The 14,630-nt window shown below is 66.9% G+C and carries 14 protein-coding genes; 8 read left to right on the top strand and 6 right to left on the bottom strand.

Translation table 11 applies throughout. The features are described 5' to 3' along the window. Positions 1-2: 2 nt before the first annotated feature. The 4 genes from nadB to radC all read right to left on the bottom strand — a co-directional run bounded on the left by nadB (position 3) and on the right by radC (position 3,153). On the bottom strand, positions 3-1,601 hold the full coding sequence (nadB, locus tag KF708C_RS24525) for an L-aspartate oxidase (protein WP_059413561.1): 1,599 nt from the start codon (positions 1,599-1,601) through the stop codon (positions 3-5). Between the two features lie 216 nt (positions 1,602-1,817). Further along, positions 1,818-1,988, bottom strand: coding sequence for a 50S ribosomal protein L33 (rpmG, locus tag KF708C_RS24530; protein ID WP_017227115.1), 171 nt, complete (start codon positions 1,986-1,988; stop codon positions 1,818-1,820). Between the two features lie 13 nt (positions 1,989-2,001). Then, positions 2,002-2,235 (bottom strand): 50S ribosomal protein L28, encoded by a 234-nt coding sequence (rpmB, locus tag KF708C_RS24535; protein WP_006575661.1) that lies wholly within the window; start codon positions 2,233-2,235, stop codon positions 2,002-2,004. A 243-nt stretch (positions 2,236-2,478) separates the two neighbouring features. Then, complete coding sequence (gene radC, locus KF708C_RS24540) at positions 2,479-3,153, bottom strand: RadC family protein (protein ID WP_020201704.1); 675 nt, start codon at positions 3,151-3,153, stop codon at positions 2,479-2,481. Between the two features lie 110 nt (positions 3,154-3,263). Between radC and KF708C_RS24545 the strand changes: the two genes are divergently transcribed. The 7 genes from KF708C_RS24545 (at position 3,264) to KF708C_RS24575 (ending at position 10,528) form a co-directional block, all read left to right on the top strand. Next, positions 3,264-3,755, top strand: coding sequence for an FKBP-type peptidyl-prolyl cis-trans isomerase (locus KF708C_RS24545; protein WP_020201703.1), 492 nt, complete (start codon positions 3,264-3,266; stop codon positions 3,753-3,755). A gap of 48 nt (positions 3,756-3,803) precedes the next feature. After that, complete coding sequence (ispH, locus tag KF708C_RS24550; protein ID WP_059413562.1) at positions 3,804-4,760, top strand: 4-hydroxy-3-methylbut-2-enyl diphosphate reductase; 957 nt, start codon at positions 3,804-3,806, stop codon at positions 4,758-4,760. Between the two features lie 730 nt (positions 4,761-5,490). Beyond that, positions 5,491-6,696, top strand: a complete 1,206-nt coding sequence (locus tag KF708C_RS24555; protein ID WP_020201701.1) for a branched-chain amino acid ABC transporter substrate-binding protein — start codon at positions 5,491-5,493, stop codon at positions 6,694-6,696. Between the two features lie 206 nt (positions 6,697-6,902). Further along, complete coding sequence (locus KF708C_RS24560) at positions 6,903-7,838, top strand: branched-chain amino acid ABC transporter permease (protein ID WP_020201700.1); 936 nt, start codon at positions 6,903-6,905, stop codon at positions 7,836-7,838. 11 nt (positions 7,839-7,849) lie between these two features. Then, positions 7,850-9,007 carry an ABC transporter permease subunit gene (locus tag KF708C_RS24565; protein WP_020201699.1) on the top strand — a complete coding sequence of 386 codons (1,158 nt, stop codon included), beginning with the start codon at positions 7,850-7,852 and terminating at the stop codon, positions 9,005-9,007. A gap of 13 nt (positions 9,008-9,020) precedes the next feature. Next, positions 9,021-9,797 carry an ABC transporter ATP-binding protein gene (locus KF708C_RS24570; RefSeq protein ID WP_020201698.1) on the top strand — a complete coding sequence of 259 codons (777 nt, stop codon included), beginning with the start codon at positions 9,021-9,023 and terminating at the stop codon, positions 9,795-9,797. A 14-nt stretch (positions 9,798-9,811) separates the two neighbouring features. Next, a complete protein-coding gene (locus tag KF708C_RS24575; RefSeq protein ID WP_020201697.1) occupies positions 9,812-10,528 on the top strand; it encodes an ABC transporter ATP-binding protein in 717 nt (238 codons plus the stop codon). Positions 10,529-10,889: 361 nt separating this feature from the next. Here KF708C_RS24575 and KF708C_RS24580 read toward each other — a convergent pair whose 3' ends face one another. Continuing rightward, a complete protein-coding gene (locus KF708C_RS24580; RefSeq protein ID WP_029043321.1) occupies positions 10,890-12,077 on the bottom strand; it encodes an acetylornithine transaminase in 1,188 nt (395 codons plus the stop codon). Positions 12,078-12,394: 317 nt separating this feature from the next. Beyond that, positions 12,395-13,450: a CDP-6-deoxy-delta-3,4-glucoseen reductase gene (locus tag KF708C_RS24585; protein ID WP_029043320.1), complete on the bottom strand. Its 1,056-nt coding sequence runs from the start codon at positions 13,448-13,450 to the stop codon at positions 12,395-12,397. Between the two features lie 9 nt (positions 13,451-13,459). Between KF708C_RS24585 and KF708C_RS24590 the strand changes: the two genes are divergently transcribed. Then, on the top strand, positions 13,460-14,440 hold the full coding sequence (locus KF708C_RS24590) for an NAD-dependent epimerase/dehydratase family protein (RefSeq protein ID WP_020201694.1): 981 nt from the start codon (positions 13,460-13,462) through the stop codon (positions 14,438-14,440). Positions 14,441-14,630: the final 190 nt, after the last annotated feature.

Below are 14,630 nucleotides of genomic sequence, written 5' to 3' on the forward strand. Positions count from 1 at the left end.
TCCTACTTCCCGGCTTCCCGCTTGAACACCGGCTGCATGACGGTCGGCAATGCCTTGGGCAGCGTGTCGGGATAGTCCCGGCTGTAGTGCAGGCCGCGGCTTTCGTGCCGCGAGTAGGCGCTGTCCACGATCAGCGACGCCACCTCGACGAGGTTGCGCAGCTCCAGCAGGTCGCGCGTGACGCGGAAATTGGCGTAGTACTCGGCGATCTCCTCGCGCAGCAGGCTGATGCGGTGCTGCGCGCGCTCGAGCCGCTTGCTGGTGCGCACGATGCCGACGTAGTTCCACATCATGCGGCGCAGTTCGTCCCAGTTGTGCGAGACCACGACTTCCTCGTCGGCGTCCGCCACGCGGCTCTCGTCCCATACCGGCAGGGCGATGTCGGGCTGGCCGGCCTTGTCCTGCGATGCGATGTCGAGCGCCGCGGCGCGGCCGATCACCATGCATTCCAGCAGCGAGTTCGATGCCAGCCGGTTGGCGCCGTGCAGGCCGGTGCAGGCGGTTTCGCCCACGGCGTAGAGGTTCGCCAGGTCGGTGCGCCCGGCGGTGTCCGTCACCACGCCGCCGCAGGTGTAGTGCGCCGCGGGCACCACGGGGATCGGCTCGCGCGCGATGTCGATGCCCAGCTCCAGGCAGCGCGCGTGGATGGTGGGGAAGTGCTCGCGCAGGAACGACTCGGGCTGGTGGCTGATGTCGAGGTGCACGTAGTCCAGGCCGCGCTTCTTCATTTCGAAGTCGATCGCGCGCGCCACCACGTCGCGCGGCGCCAGCTCGGCGCGCGCGTCGTGCTCGGGCATGAAGCGCGTGCCGTCGGGCAGCTTGAGCAGGCCGCCTTCGCCGCGCACCGCCTCGGAGATCAGGAAGGACTTGGCGTAGGGGTGGTACAGGCAGGTCGGGTGGAACTGGATGAACTCCATGTTCGAGACCCGGCAGCCCGCGCGCCATGCCATCGCGATGCCGTCGCCGGTGGCCGTGTCGGGGTTGGTGGTGTACAGGTACACCTTGCCCGCGCCGCCGGTGGCCAGCACCGTGTGGGTGGCGGTGAGGGTGCGCACCTCGCCGCTGGCGTCGTCCAGCACGTAGAGGCCGTAGCAGCGGTTGCCCGGCAGGCCGAGCTTGCGCGAGGTGATGAGATCCACGGCGAAGTGGTCCTCGATCACGGTGATGTTCGGGTGGTTGCGCGCCTGCTCGGTCAGCGTGGTCACGACCGCGTGGCCGGTGGCATCGGCGGCGTGGATGATGCGCCGGCGGCTGTGGCCGCCTTCGCGCGTGAGGTGGAAGCCGAGTTCGGCCTGCTCGTCGCGCGTGAACGGCACGCCGCGGTCGATCAGCCACTGGATCGCTTCGCGCCCGTGCTCCACGATGAAGCGCGTGGCGCCGTCGTCGCACAGTCCCGCGCCGGCGACCAGCGTGTCCTGGGTGTGCTCGTCGTGACTGTCGCCGGAGTCGAGCACGGCCGCGATGCCGCCCTGGGCCCAGTCGCTGGCGCCCTGCGTCATGGCGCGTTTGCAGATAATGACAACCCGATGGGTGTCGGCCAGTTGCAGCGCGACCGTCAGACCGGCCAGTCCGCTGCCGACAATGGCGACATCGAAGTTCATGATGCGAAGGGGCGCGCGCGGCGCGCGGCCGGGTGGCAGGAAAGCTGGAAAGTGTACACCCGGCGCGCCGTCACGTGGGCATGCGGGTGCGCGCGGGCGCAGGCGGGATGCGGGTACGGAACGCAGCGACGGCCGGCCCGGAAAAGCAAAAACCCCGCATGAGCGGGGTTTTCACGGACATGCCGCGCGAATCGGCATGCGGAACGCAACGATCAATTACTTGATCTTGGTTTCCTTGTACGACACGTGCTTGCGCACGACGGGATCGAACTTCATGATCTCCATCTTTTCCGGCATGGTGCGCTTGTTCTTCGTGGTCGTGTAGAAGTGACCCGTACCTGCAGTCGACTCCAGCTTGATTTTGTCGCGTCCGCCTTTGCTGGCCATGATGTACTCCTAATTAGACTTCGCCGCGTGCGCGCAGGTCGGCGAGCACGGAGTCGATGCCTTTCTTGTCGATCAGGCGCAGGCCGGCGTTCGAGACGCGCAGGCTCACCCAGCGGTTTTCCGATTCAACAAAGAAACGACGATTCTGCAGGTTGGGCAGAAAACGGCGCTTGGTCTTGTTGTTTGCGTGGGAAACGTTGTTGCCGACCATCGGCGCTTTCCCGGTCACTTGACAGACGCGTGCCATGAAGCACTCCTAAATCTTCTATTCGTGGACAATGTTCGCAACAGATCAACAAAAGGCGCGCGGCCCGGACTGCAGCGGTTAAGACTTCAGCAAAACGGGCATTATAGACCGGAAAGCTCCGGCGGATCAATGCCTTCCGCAGTTTACCGTGCACAGGCGGGCCGTTCGTGCCGTTTCACGCACTATTGCACGGCTTCCGGTCCGGTCCGTGTGCGCCATGTACCGCATGTGGCGGCATGTGGCTCACAGTTCGCCATGCTCCGCGAACGAGTGGATCGTGGTGCCTGCCACGATGAAATGGTCGAGCACCCTGACGTCGATCAGCGCCAGCGAGCGCGTCAGCGAGCGGGTCATCGACAGGTCCGCGCTGCTGGGCATGGCGTTGCCCGACGGATGGTTGTGCGCCACGATCACGGAGGCCGCATTATGCAGCAAGGCCTGGCGCGCCACCTCGCGCGGATAGACGCTGGTCTGCGTCAGGCTGCCGCGGAACAGTTCCTCGCTGGCCAGCAGGCGGTTGCGCGCGTCGAGGAACAGGCACATGAAGACCTCGTGCTCGTAGGCCGACAGCGTCAGGCGCAGGTAATCGCGCACCGCGGCCGGCGAATCGAGCCCGCCGGGCAGCGTCAGGCGCTCGGCCAGCCCGCGCCGGGTCAGTTCCTGGGCCGCCTGCAGCTGGGCGTACTTGGCGGTACCCATGCCGCGGACGCGGGCAAATTCCTCCGCCTTGGCGGAAAACAGGCAACTGAGCGTGCCGAAGTCGTTGAGCAGCTCGCGCGCGAGGTCGACCGCGCTCTTGCCGGCCACGCCCACGCGCAGGAATACGGCGAGCAGCTCGGCGTCCGACAGCGCGGCGGCGCCCTCGCGCAGCAGTTTTTCGCGCGGCCGCTCGCTGCTGGGCCAGTCGGTAATGCGCATGACACGATCCCCCCGGAACAATGGCACTGCGTGGCGGCGCGCGCCGGCATGGACAAGGCGGCGCGCGGTCGAGTCGCTTACAATACGGGTTGTCGACTGGTTGAGCACCCATGAATCTGCAAACTTTTGCGTCAGGGCCGCAGGGCGGCGCCGCTGACGGTCGCAAGACCGTGCAGCCGGATTCCTTCCTGACCCTGCACTACAGCATCTCCCTCGAGAACGGCACGGAGATCATCAGCACGTTCGAAGAAAAACCCGCCACGCTGCTGCTGGGCCAGGGCCAGTTCGCGCCCACCCTGGAGCAGGCCCTGCTGGGCATGCCCGAGGGCGAGCGCATGACCTACCGGCTGGCGCCGGAGCATGCCTTCGGCCCGCGCAATCCGGAACTGCTGCAGCGGGTGTCGCTCGCCACGCTGCGCGAAAACAGTTCGTTCGAAGAGAACTACACGCCGGGCGACCTGGTCGAGTTCAATGCGCCCGGCGGCGGCAAGTACGCCGGTGTGCTCAAGGAGATCGGCGAGACCGCCGCGCTGTTCGATTTCAATCATCCGCTGGCCGGGCAGACCATCCTGTTCGATGTCCAGCTGATCGGCATTCTCTAGGCTGAACCAGGCCGGTCCCGCGCCGGCCGCATTGCACTGAATTTCCGCATGTCCGAACTCACCACAGCCGCCGAAGCCGAGATCCTGATGGCGCAGCCCCGCGGCTTCTGCGCCGGCGTGGATCGCGCCATCGAGATCGTCGAGCGTGCCCTCGCGCGCTACGGCGCGCCGATCTACGTGCGCCACGAGATTGTCCACAATGCCTACGTGGTCGAGGACCTGCGCCGCAAGGGCGCGATCTTCGTGCAGGAGCTGGAGGAAGTGCCGTCCGGCTCCACCGTCATCTTCAGCGCGCACGGGGTGTCCAAGGAAGTGCGCGCCGACGCGACCGTGCGCGGCCTCAACGTGTTCGACGCCACCTGCCCGCTGGTGACGAAGGTCCACGTCGAGGTGGGCAAGATGCGCGCCGAGGGCTGCGAGATCATCATGATCGGCCACGCCGGCCACCCGGAGGTCGAGGGCACGATGGGCCAGACCGAGGGCGGCATGCTGCTGGTGGAATCGGCCGAGGACGTGGCGAGGCTCGCCGTGTCCGACCCGAGCCGGCTGGCCTTCGTGACCCAGACCACGCTGTCGGTGGACGAGACGCTGGAGATCGTCGCCGCGCTGAAGGCGCGCTTCCCGCAGATCCGCGAGCCCAAGAAGCAGGACATCTGCTACGCCACGCAGAACCGCCAGGACGCCGTGAAGTTCATGGCGCCGCAGGTGGAAGTGGTGATCGTGGTGGGCAGCCCCAACAGCTCGAACTCCAACCGCCTGCGCGAGCTGGCCGAGCGCCTGGGCGTGCCGGCCTACATGATCGACTCGCCCGACCAGCTCCGCCCGGAATGGGTCGCGGGCAAGCGCCGCATCGGCCTGACCGCCGGCGCGTCCGCGCCGGAGGCGCTCGCGCAGTCCATCGTCGAGCGCCTGCGCCTGCTCGGCGTGCGCCACGTGCGCGCGCTCGACGGCATCGAGGAGAAGATGTCGTTCCCGCTGCCGCGCGGACTGGTGCCCTCGGCCTGATCCACGCGCGCCCGGCACCGGCCCGTTCCCCGGGCCGTGCCGCCGTGCCGGCGGCATGCGCCGGCCGCTGCCTTCCTTTCCGCTTTCCCGCCTGATTACCTGCGCCGGCGCCGCGTGCCGACGTTGCGCGTCGGCTCCACGCGCCCCCGCCCGTCCGTCCTTCCGTGCCCGCCCTTCGGCGGTGCGCCGCGCACCCGCATGCGGCCGTCCCGGACCGGCCGCGGCCATGCACCAGGATGCGGCATGAATATGCCGTGACCCCCCGCCAATAATGCACGGCGGCGGTGCCTATTCGCCTTTACGTGTCTGTCGCAGCAGACAAATAAGGGAATTCCCTAGAATTAGGAGTTTCCCTATTATGGTGCCGGGCTATTAGGCTCTTGTATTAGAAGGGACACGCTCCTATTAAATGAAACGCCTATTTAATACGGTCCCCTCGCGAGTGATGCAAGCGCAGCAAAAGCCGGGTCTGGATGGGGGTAGGCACGATTCTTGTTAGTAACGAAGGCTAGCCCGCGAGTAGGCGGGAATTGCCCCAATGTGTGCATTGGGGAAATTCCCTAGCTCACTTTGTGGGTTAATCCTTCAGGTTGTTGCGTCGCATATTGCATCCGCAAAAAAAGGGGATACAATTCGCGCGTTTCAAATTGAAACTAAACAAAGGCGGTTCAGGGGAAACGTCCGGGGGGCGTTGGTTTACCCTGATCATGTGAATCCTAGGAGATCACTCATGCAAATCACGTTTGCCAAGATTCTGCCGATCGCAGCCGCAGTGGCGCTGGTTACTGCTTGCGGCAAGAAGGAAGAAAAGCCGGCCGATGCGGCAGCGTCGGCACCTGCTGCCGCAGCCGCTCCCGCAGCCGGCAGCGGTGACACCGTAGTCAAGATCGGCCACGCGGCTCCGCTCACCGGCGGCATCGCTCACCTTGGCAAGGACAACGAAAACGGCGCCCGCCTGGCCGTGGAAGAAGTCAACAAGGCCGGCCTCGAAATCAATGGCAAGAAGATCACGCTCGAACTGGTCGGCGAAGACGACGCGGGCGATCCGAAGACCGGCACCGCCGTGGCGCAGAAGCTGGTCGACGAGAAGGTCGTGGCCGTGGTCGGCCACCTGAACTCGGGCGTGTCGATCCCGGCCTCCAAGATCTACAGCGATGCCGGCATCGCGCAGATCTCGCCGTCGTCGACCAACCCCGACTACACCAAGCAAGGCTTCAAGACCACCTTCCGCGTGGTGGCCACCGACGCCCAGCAGGGCCCGGCGCTGGCCAACTACGCCACCAAGAGCCTGCATGCCAAGTCCGTGGCCATCGTCGATGATGCCACTGCCTACGGCAAGGGCCTGGCCGACGAGTTCGAGAAGACCGTCAAGGCTTCGGGCGTGAACGTGGTGGCGCGTGAAGCCACCAACGACAAGGCCACCGACTTCAAGGCCATCCTGACCAAGATCAAGGGCAAGAAGCCCGACGTGATCATGTACGGCGGCATGGACGCCACCGGCGGCCCGTTCGCCAAGCAGGCCAAGGAACTCGGCATCGGCTCCAAGATCGTCGGCGGCGACGGCGTGTGTACCGACAAGGTGGCCGAGCTGGCCGGCGACGCGGTGTCCAACATCATCTGCTCGGAAGCCGGCCTGGCCCTGTCGAAGATGGAGCAGGGCGCGGACTTCGACAAGCGCTACCAGGCTCGCTTCAACGCCCCGGTGCAGATCTACGCGCCGTTCACGTATGACGCCGTGATGGTCATCGTCGACGCCATGAAGCGCGCCAACTCGACCGAACCGGCAGCCATCCTGGCCGAAATGCCCAAGACGAACTACAAGGGCCTGATCGGCAACATCGCCTTCGACGACAAGGGCGACATGAAGGAAGGCACGATCACGCTTTACGAATACAAGGACAAGAAGAAGACCGTCCTCGACGTCGTGAAGATGTAATCCGGGCTTACCGGCCCATCCGAACGGCACCGCGAGCATTTTGCGGTGCCGTTTTTTTAGCCTCGCCGAACATACGGCATCCTTACCAGGGGTGCACCAGGCAGGCCGCTTACCAGCACATAACACACTACCAAACCACTCACACATTACCGTCTGCCCGGCAACCACTCCACGCCGCGGAGCCTCGGACGGAGCAAGGAGTTTTCATGGATATCTTTATCCAGCAGATCGTGAATGGTCTGGTGCTCGGCAGCATCTATGCGCTGATCGCACTTGGCTACACCATGGTCTACGGCATTCTCGGGATCATCAACTTCGCCCACGGCGACGTGCTGATGATCGGCGCACTGACTGCCCTCTCGGCGATCCTCGGATTGCAGAAATTCGCCCCGGGCCTGCCCGAATGGCTCACGCTGGTCATCGCGACGCTGATCGCCATGCCCGTGTGCGCGGTCCTGGCCTACACCATCGAGCGGGTCGCCTACCGGCCGCTGCGCAACGCGCCGCGCCTGGCGCCGCTGATCACCGCCATCGGCGTGTCCATCATCCTCCAGACGATGGGCATGCTGATCTGGTCGCGCAATCCGCTGACCTTCCCGCAACTGCTGCCGTCCAGCCCGATCGACATCGGCTCGACCGGCGCCACCATCACCGGCAAGGAAATCGTCATCATCGGCATGGCGCTGATGGTCATGGCGGGCCTGCTGACGCTGGTCAACCGCACCAAGCTCGGCCGCGCCATGCGCGCCACCGCCGAGAACCAGAAGGTGGCCGGCCTGATGGGCGTGAACCCGAACTTCGTGATCTCCGCCACCTTCATGATCGGCGCCGCGCTGGCCGCGCTGGCCGGCGTGATGATGGCCACCAACTACGGCAACGCCCACTTCTACATGGGCTTCATCCCCGGCCTGAAGGCGTTCACCGCCGCGGTGCTGGGCGGCATCGGCAACCTCGCCGGCGCGATGGTCGGCGGCATGCTGCTGGGCCTGATCGAAGCGCTGGGCGCCGGCTACATCGGCGACCTCACCGGCGGTGTCTTCGGCTCCAACTACCAGGACGTGTTCGCCTTCATCGTGCTGATCATCGTCCTTGTGTTCCGTCCGTCCGGCATCATGGGCGAGCGGGTTTCCGAACGCGCCTGAGGAGAGAATCCATGAGTGCCCCGATTCCATCCACGGCGCAACCCGCGCCGCTGACCAAGACCCCGGCCAAGACCCTGGCCGCGCTGCTTGCCTTCCTGGTGGTCGCCCTGTGCGCGCCGTTCCTCGTGCAGACGCTGGGCGGCAACTACTGGGTGCGCGTGCTCGACTTCGCGCTGATCTACATCATGCTGGCCCTGGGCCTGAACATCGTGGTGGGCTTCGCCGGCCTGCTCGACCTCGGCTACATCGCCTTCTACGCGGTCGGCGCCTACCTGATGGCGCTGCTCGGCTCGCCCCACCTGGCGAACCAGTTCGAGTGGATCCACAACCTGTTCCCCAACGGCCTGCACCTGTCGATGTGGTTCGTGCTGCCGATCGCGGTGGCGGTGGCGGCCACGTTCGGCGTGCTGCTCGGCGCGCCGACGCTCAAGCTGCGCGGCGACTACCTGGCCATCGTGACGCTGGGCTTCGGCGAGATCATCCGCATCTTCATGAACAACCTCGACCGCCCGATCAACATCACGAACGGGCCGAAGGGCATCACCGCGGTGGACCCGGTCCATATCTTCGGCTTCGATTTCTCGAAGTCGCACGAGATCTTCGGGCTCAAGTTCACGCCGGTGTTCATGTACTACTACCTGCTGGTGTTCCTGGTCATCGTGATCGTGTTCATCTGCCTGCGCCTGCAGAACTCGCGCATCGGCCGCGCCTTCGTCGCCATCCGCGAGGACGAGATCGCCGCCAAGGCGATGGGCATCAACACCCGCAACGTCAAGCTGCTGGCCTTCGCGATGGGCGCCTCGTTCGGCGGCGCCTCGGGCGCGGTGTTCGGCGCGTTCCAGGGCTTCGTGTCGCCGGAATCGTTCGTGCTGTGGGAGTCCATCTACATCCTCGCCATCGTGGTGCTGGGCGGCATGGGCCACATCCCGGGCGTGATCCTCGGCGGCATCCTGCTGGTGGGCTTCCAGGAACTGCTGCGCGTGGTCGCCGAGCCGGCCCAGCGCATGGTCTTCGGCCACGCCATCGTCGACGCGGAAGTGCTGCGCCAGCTGCTGTTCGGCCTGGCCCTCGTGATCGTGATGCTGTACCGCCCGGCCGGCCTGTGGCCGTCGCCGCGCAAGGAAGACCGCCCGGTCGTGCGCCGCCCCGGCAGCGTCGGCCGTTTCTGACCAGGAGGACAAGATGAGCAACGAGAACTTCCTCCTGTCGGTACAGGGGGTCAACAAGCGCTTCGGCGGGCTGCAGGCCCTGTCCGACGTGGGCCTGCAGATCCGTCCGGGCCAGATCTACGGCCTGATCGGCCCCAACGGCGCCGGCAAGACCACCTTCTTCAACGTGATCACCGGCCTCTACACGCCGGACTCGGGCGAGTTCGTGCTGGGCGGCCAGGCCTACCAGCCGACCGCCGTGCACGAAGTGGCCAAGGCCGGCATTGCCCGCACGTTCCAGAACATCCGCCTGTTCGGCGAGATGACCGCGCTGGAAAATGTCATGGTGGGGCGCCACGTGCGCACCAAGGCCGGCATCTTCGGCGCCATCTTCCGCCCGCCGCACGTGCGGCACGAGGAAGAGGGCATCGAGGACATGGCGCATGACCTGCTCGAGTACGTGGGCATCGGCAAGTACGCCAACTTCACCTCGCGCAACCTCTCCTACGGCCATCAGCGCCGCCTCGAGATCGCCCGGGCGCTGGCCACCGAGCCCAAGCTGCTGGCCCTGGACGAGCCCGCCGCCGGCATGAACGCCACCGAGAAGGTGGAACTGCGCGGCCTGCTCGACAAGATCCGCAGCGACGGCAAGACCATCCTGCTGATCGAGCACGACGTGAAGCTGGTGATGGGTCTGTGCAACAGCCTGACCGTGCTCGACTACGGCAAGGTCATCGCGCAGGGCCTGCCGCAAGACGTCCAGAACAATCCAGCGGTGATCGAGGCTTACCTCGGTACCCCGACGCACTGACGGGGAAAGAGACGATGAAAGATACGCTACTGAAGATTTCCGGCCTGAAGGTCGCCTACGGCGGCATCCAGGCCGTCAAGGGCATCGACCTCGAGATCCGCGACGGCGAGCTGGTGACGCTGATCGGCGCCAACGGCGCCGGCAAGACCACCACCATGAAGGCCATCACCGGCCTGCAGGGCTGGGCCGGCGGCGACGTCGAGTACATGGGCAAGTCCATCAAGGGCGTGCCCAGCTACGTGCTGCTCAAGCAGGGCCTGGCGATGGTGCCGGAAGGCCGCGGCGTGTTCGCGCGCATGACCATCACCGAGAACCTGCAGATGGGCGCCTACACGCGCAGCGACGAGGCCGGCATCAAGGACGACATTGACCGCATGTTCGGCATCTTCCCGCGCCTGAAGGAACGCGCCAACCAGCTCGCCGGCACCATGTCCGGCGGCGAGCAGCAGATGCTGGCGATGGCGCGCGCGCTGATGAGCCAGCCCAAGCTGCTGCTGCTCGACGAACCCTCGATGGGCCTGTCGCCGATCATGGTGGCGAAGATCTTCGAGGTGGTGCGCGACATCTCGGCGCAGGGCGTGACCGTGCTGCTGGTCGAGCAGAACGCGCGCCTGGCCTTGCAGGCCGCGCACCGCGGCTACGTCATGGAGTCCGGTCTCGTCACCATGAGCGGCGACGCCAAGCAGATGCTGGACGACCCGAAGGTGAGGGCGGCCTACCTGGGCGAGTGACGGCGCCGCGACCGCGCCGGCCGAAGCCCGCGAACGGGCCCACGCCGCCCGAGCTAGCCCAAGCAAGGTGTTCTCCCTCTCCCCTCAGGGGGAGAGGGCCGGGGAGAGGGGCGGTTTAGCTAGGAGCCACAGGAAGCGGGGCCAGCGGTTTTTTCCAGCACAACAGCATTCGCCAGCCCCCGCCCTCTCCCCCCGACCCCTCTCCCGCACGCGGGAGAGGGGAGCAAAGCGGCGGTGGCGCGGACCATGCGGTAATGCGGCAATCGACGCGGCGCCCGGAAAAAAAGCCCGGTGCAGGTTCAACCTGCACCGGGCTTTTTCACGTCCTCCTGGCCCCGCGGGGCGGAGCCGGCAAGGCCGGTCAGGCCAGCTTCTTGAGCAGCGTGCGCAGCATGCCGATCATCTGGTCGATCTCTTCCCGCGTGACGTTCAGCGCCGGCATGAAGCGCAGCAGGCTCGGGCGCGGCGCGTTGAGCAGCAGGCCTTCGGGCTGCATCTCGCGCGCTTCCTCGACCAGCTGCGGGCCGATGTCCTTGTTTAGCACCAGCGCGCGCAGCAGGCCTTCGCCGCGCTCGCCACCGAGGCCGAACTCGGCCGACAGCGCCAGCAGTTGCTCGCTCAGGTAGGCGGCCTTTTCCTGCACGCCCTGCAGGAAGCCCGGCTTGGTCAGCTCGCCGATCACGGCGCTGCCCACCGCGGTCATCAGCGGGTTGCCGTTGTAGGTGCCGCCCTGGTCGCCGGCCTCGAAGCTGGCCACCTCGGCCTTGCACAGCAGCGCGGCCAGCGGCACGCCGCCGCCGATGCCCTTGCCCAGCGTCATGATGTCCGGCTCCACGCCCGACAGCTCATATGCGAACAGCGTGCCGCAGCGCCCGCAGCCGGTCTGCACTTCGTCGACGATGAACAGCAGCTTGTGCTGGTCGGCCAGCTTGCGCAGGCCCTGCATGAATTCGCGCGTGGCGGGGATCACGCCGCCTTCGCCCTGCACCGGCTCGAGCATGATGGCCACGGTCTTGTCGGTGATGAGCTTTTCCACCGAGGCTAGGTCGTTCAGGTCGGCCTTGGGGAAGCCCGGCACCTGCGGCGCGAACAGCGTGTCCCAGCCGGCCTTGCCCGACGCGCTCATGGTGGCGAGCGTGCGGCCGTGGAAGCTGTGGTCCATCGTGATGATCTCGTAGGCGCCGCCCTTGTGCTTGCGGCCCCATTTGCGCGCCAGCTTGATCGCGCCTTCGTTGGCCTCGGCGCCGCTGTTGGCGAAGAAGACCTTGTCGAAGCAGCTATGGTCGGTGAGCTGCCTGGCCAGCCGCAGCATGGGTTCGTTGTAGAACGCCGGGCTCGGGTTGAGCAGCTTGCCGGCCTGCGCCGTCAGCGCGTCGATCATGACCTGGCTGGAGTGGCCCAGGCAGTTGACCGCCCAGCCCTGCACGAAGTCCAGGTAGCGCTTGCCGTTATGGTCCGTGAGCCACGAGCCCTTGCCTTCGGTGAAGACCAGTTCGGGCCGGTTGGTGATGTACATCAGGGATTGGACGGGATACTCAGCAAATGCCATGGCGGACTCCAGGGGTCGGCGTGAAACGGGGGAGAGGAGAGCGGTTGGTCGCGCGCAAGGGGGGCGCGCAAAAAAAGGGACTGCAAAAAAGGGACTGCAAAAACAAAAAGCCACGGGGGTTGCCCGTGGCTCGTCGACCTGAACAAAAGCGATGGACGGTCAGCCGCGCGGCACCCCGGTGGGGAGCATCGTACGGTAGCTGCGTCGGACCATTGCGTAGTTCATGGCGGCAAATATAAGGCGCACGCGCCCGGCTGTCAAAACGAATTTTGGACGGGCCGGGCATTGTTGCGGCAACAGGACGGTCCGCGCGGCGCTCAGGCCGCCGGGGCCGCGTGCATGTCGGCCTCGGAGGTGAACGAGTCGGCGAAGAAGGCGTCTTCGTGCAGGTCGCAGCGCAGCGTGAAGTCCTTGCGCGCGGCGTTGACCATCACCGGCGCGCCGCAGGCGTAGACCTCGAAGCCGGCCAGGTCGGGATGGTCTTCCATCACCGCCTCGTGGACGAAGCCGGTGCGGCCGTCCCAGTCGTCGGCGGGCTGCGCGTTGGAGATCACCGGCACGTAGCGGAAGTTGGGCAGTTCGCGCGCCCACTGCTCGCACAGCGCGTGCATGTACAGGTCGGCCGGGCGGCGGCCGCCCCAGTACAGCGTCATCGGGCGCGTGATGCCGGTGTAGGCGGCATGCTCGACGATGGCCTTGATCGGCGCGAAGCCGGTGCCGGAGGCCAGCAGGATGATCGGCTTGTCGGAGTCCTCGCGCAGGAAGAAGCTGCCGAGCGGGCCTTCGAAGCGCAGGATGTCGCGCTCCTTCATGGCGGGCTGGCCTTCCCTGGCGCCGAACACGTAGTCGGTGAAGGTGCCGCCGGGCATATGGCGGAAGTGCAGCTCGATCGGGCCTTCCTGGTGCGGCGGCGTGGCGATCGAGTAGCTGCGGCGCTTGCCGTCGCGCAGCAGGAATTCCACGTACTGGCCGGCCAGGTACTGCAGGCGCTCGGTGGCCGGCAGTTGCAGGCGGGCCACGATGACGTCGTCGGCCACGCGCTCCAGGCTGGCCACGCGGCACGGCACCTTCTTGATCGGGATGTCGCCGGCGCCCTGCACCTCGCGGCATTCGATGGTGATGTCCGAGGCGGCCCGGGCGCAGCAGAACAGCGCGCGGCCCTCGGTTTCCTCCTGCGCGGACAGCGCGGAGGCGGCGTGGTCGCCCTGTACGATGCTGCCGGCGGTGACGCGGCCCTTGCAGGAACCGCACGCGCCGTTCTTGCAGCCGTAGGGCAGGCCGATGCTGTGGCGCAGCGCCGCGGCGAGGATGGTCTCGTCGTCGGCGGCTTCGAACTGGCGCCCGCTGGGCATGACGGTAACTTGGTAAGCCATAATCACTCTATGAGCAAAAAACTGTCGCGACGCCGCCTGGGCCGGCCGCGCCTGCTGATCGTAGGCTGCGGGGACGTGGGCACGCGCTGCCTTCGTATTCTGTCGACGCGCTGGCGCGTCTTTGCCACCACTTCGCAGCCATCGCGCCGCAGTGAGCTGCGCGACGGCGGCGCCGTGCCGCTGCTGGCCGACCTGGACCGCCCGGCCACGCTCGCGCGCCTGGCCGGACTGGCCAGCCGCGTGCTGCACCTGGCGCCGCCGCCGGCCGCCGGCGAGGGCGACCCGCGCACGCTGGCGCTGCTGCGCGCGCTGCGGCGAGGCGCCTGGCGGCGCTCGCCAGCCCGTGCCGCCGGCTGGTCTGCCAAGCCCGCCATTCTACCCGAGCAGGACGACAAACGGCCCGGGCGCCGGCCCGCGCGCCCGGCCCTGGTCTACGCCAGCACCTCGGGCGTGTACGGCGACCGCGCCGGCGCGCGCCTGCGGGAGTCGCACCCGGTGCGCCCGCAGACCGCGCGCGCGCGCCGCCGCGTGGCCGCCGAGCGCGCCGTGCGCGGCTTCGGGCGCGACAGCGGCTGGCGCGCCTCGATCGTGCGCATCCCCGGCATCTACGCCGAGAACCGCCTGCCGCTGGCCCGCCTGGCCAAGGGCACGCCGGCGCTGGCGCCGCAGGACGACGTCTACACCAACCACATCCATGCGCTGGACCTGGCGCGCACGATGGTGGCCGCGCTGTTCCGCGGGCGCGCCCAGCGCGTGGTGCACGCCAGCGACGACACCGAGATGCGCATGGCCGACTATTTCGACCTCGTGGCCGACCGCCGCGGCCTGCCGCGCCCGCCGCGCCTGAGCCGCGCGCAACTGCGCGAGGCGGTCGCGCCCAACCTGCTCAGCTTCATGAGCGAATCGCGCCGGCTGGAAAACACCCGTCTCAAGCGGGAGCTGCGCCTGCGCCTGCGCTATCCCACGGTGGCGTCCTTCTTCGACGCCTGATCCTGACCTTGCCCCTGACAGCCTGAACCGGGCTGAACCGGCCGTCCCGCCGCGCGCCATGTGCCGGCGGCGCCGGTTTTCCCCGCGCCTCGGGTTAACCGCGCGTTGACTTGTATATACAGGATTGCTAAATTGCCGGGAAACAACCGGCGACCGGCGACCGGCGCCGCCATCGTTCGCCTCGCACCAA

This window comes from Cupriavidus basilensis (assembly GCF_000876015.1).
Lineage (GTDB): Bacteria > Pseudomonadota > Gammaproteobacteria > Burkholderiales > Burkholderiaceae > Cupriavidus > Cupriavidus basilensis_B.

Coding starts and splice junctions, on each gene's coding strand:
- nadB (WP_059413561.1), bottom strand. CDS start 1,601: ATGAACTTCGATGTCGCCATTGTCGGCAGCGGACTGGCCGGTCTGACG.
- rpmG (WP_017227115.1), bottom strand. CDS start 1,988: ATGGCCAGCAAAGGCGGACGCGACAAAATCAAGCTGGAGTCGACTGCA.
- rpmB (WP_006575661.1), bottom strand. CDS start 2,235: ATGGCACGCGTCTGTCAAGTGACCGGGAAAGCGCCGATGGTCGGCAAC.
- radC (WP_020201704.1), bottom strand. CDS start 3,153: ATGCGCATTACCGACTGGCCCAGCAGCGAGCGGCCGCGCGAAAAACTG.
- KF708C_RS24545 (WP_020201703.1), top strand. CDS start 3,264: ATGAATCTGCAAACTTTTGCGTCAGGGCCGCAGGGCGGCGCCGCTGAC.
- ispH (WP_059413562.1), top strand. CDS start 3,804: ATGTCCGAACTCACCACAGCCGCCGAAGCCGAGATCCTGATGGCGCAG.
- KF708C_RS24555 (WP_020201701.1), top strand. CDS start 5,491: ATGCAAATCACGTTTGCCAAGATTCTGCCGATCGCAGCCGCAGTGGCG.
- KF708C_RS24560 (WP_020201700.1), top strand. CDS start 6,903: ATGGATATCTTTATCCAGCAGATCGTGAATGGTCTGGTGCTCGGCAGC.
- KF708C_RS24565 (WP_020201699.1), top strand. CDS start 7,850: ATGAGTGCCCCGATTCCATCCACGGCGCAACCCGCGCCGCTGACCAAG.
- KF708C_RS24570 (WP_020201698.1), top strand. CDS start 9,021: ATGAGCAACGAGAACTTCCTCCTGTCGGTACAGGGGGTCAACAAGCGC.
- KF708C_RS24575 (WP_020201697.1), top strand. CDS start 9,812: ATGAAAGATACGCTACTGAAGATTTCCGGCCTGAAGGTCGCCTACGGC.
- KF708C_RS24580 (WP_029043321.1), bottom strand. CDS start 12,077: ATGGCATTTGCTGAGTATCCCGTCCAATCCCTGATGTACATCACCAAC.
- KF708C_RS24585 (WP_029043320.1), bottom strand. CDS start 13,450: ATGGCTTACCAAGTTACCGTCATGCCCAGCGGGCGCCAGTTCGAAGCC.
- KF708C_RS24590 (WP_020201694.1), top strand. CDS start 13,460: ATGAGCAAAAAACTGTCGCGACGCCGCCTGGGCCGGCCGCGCCTGCTG.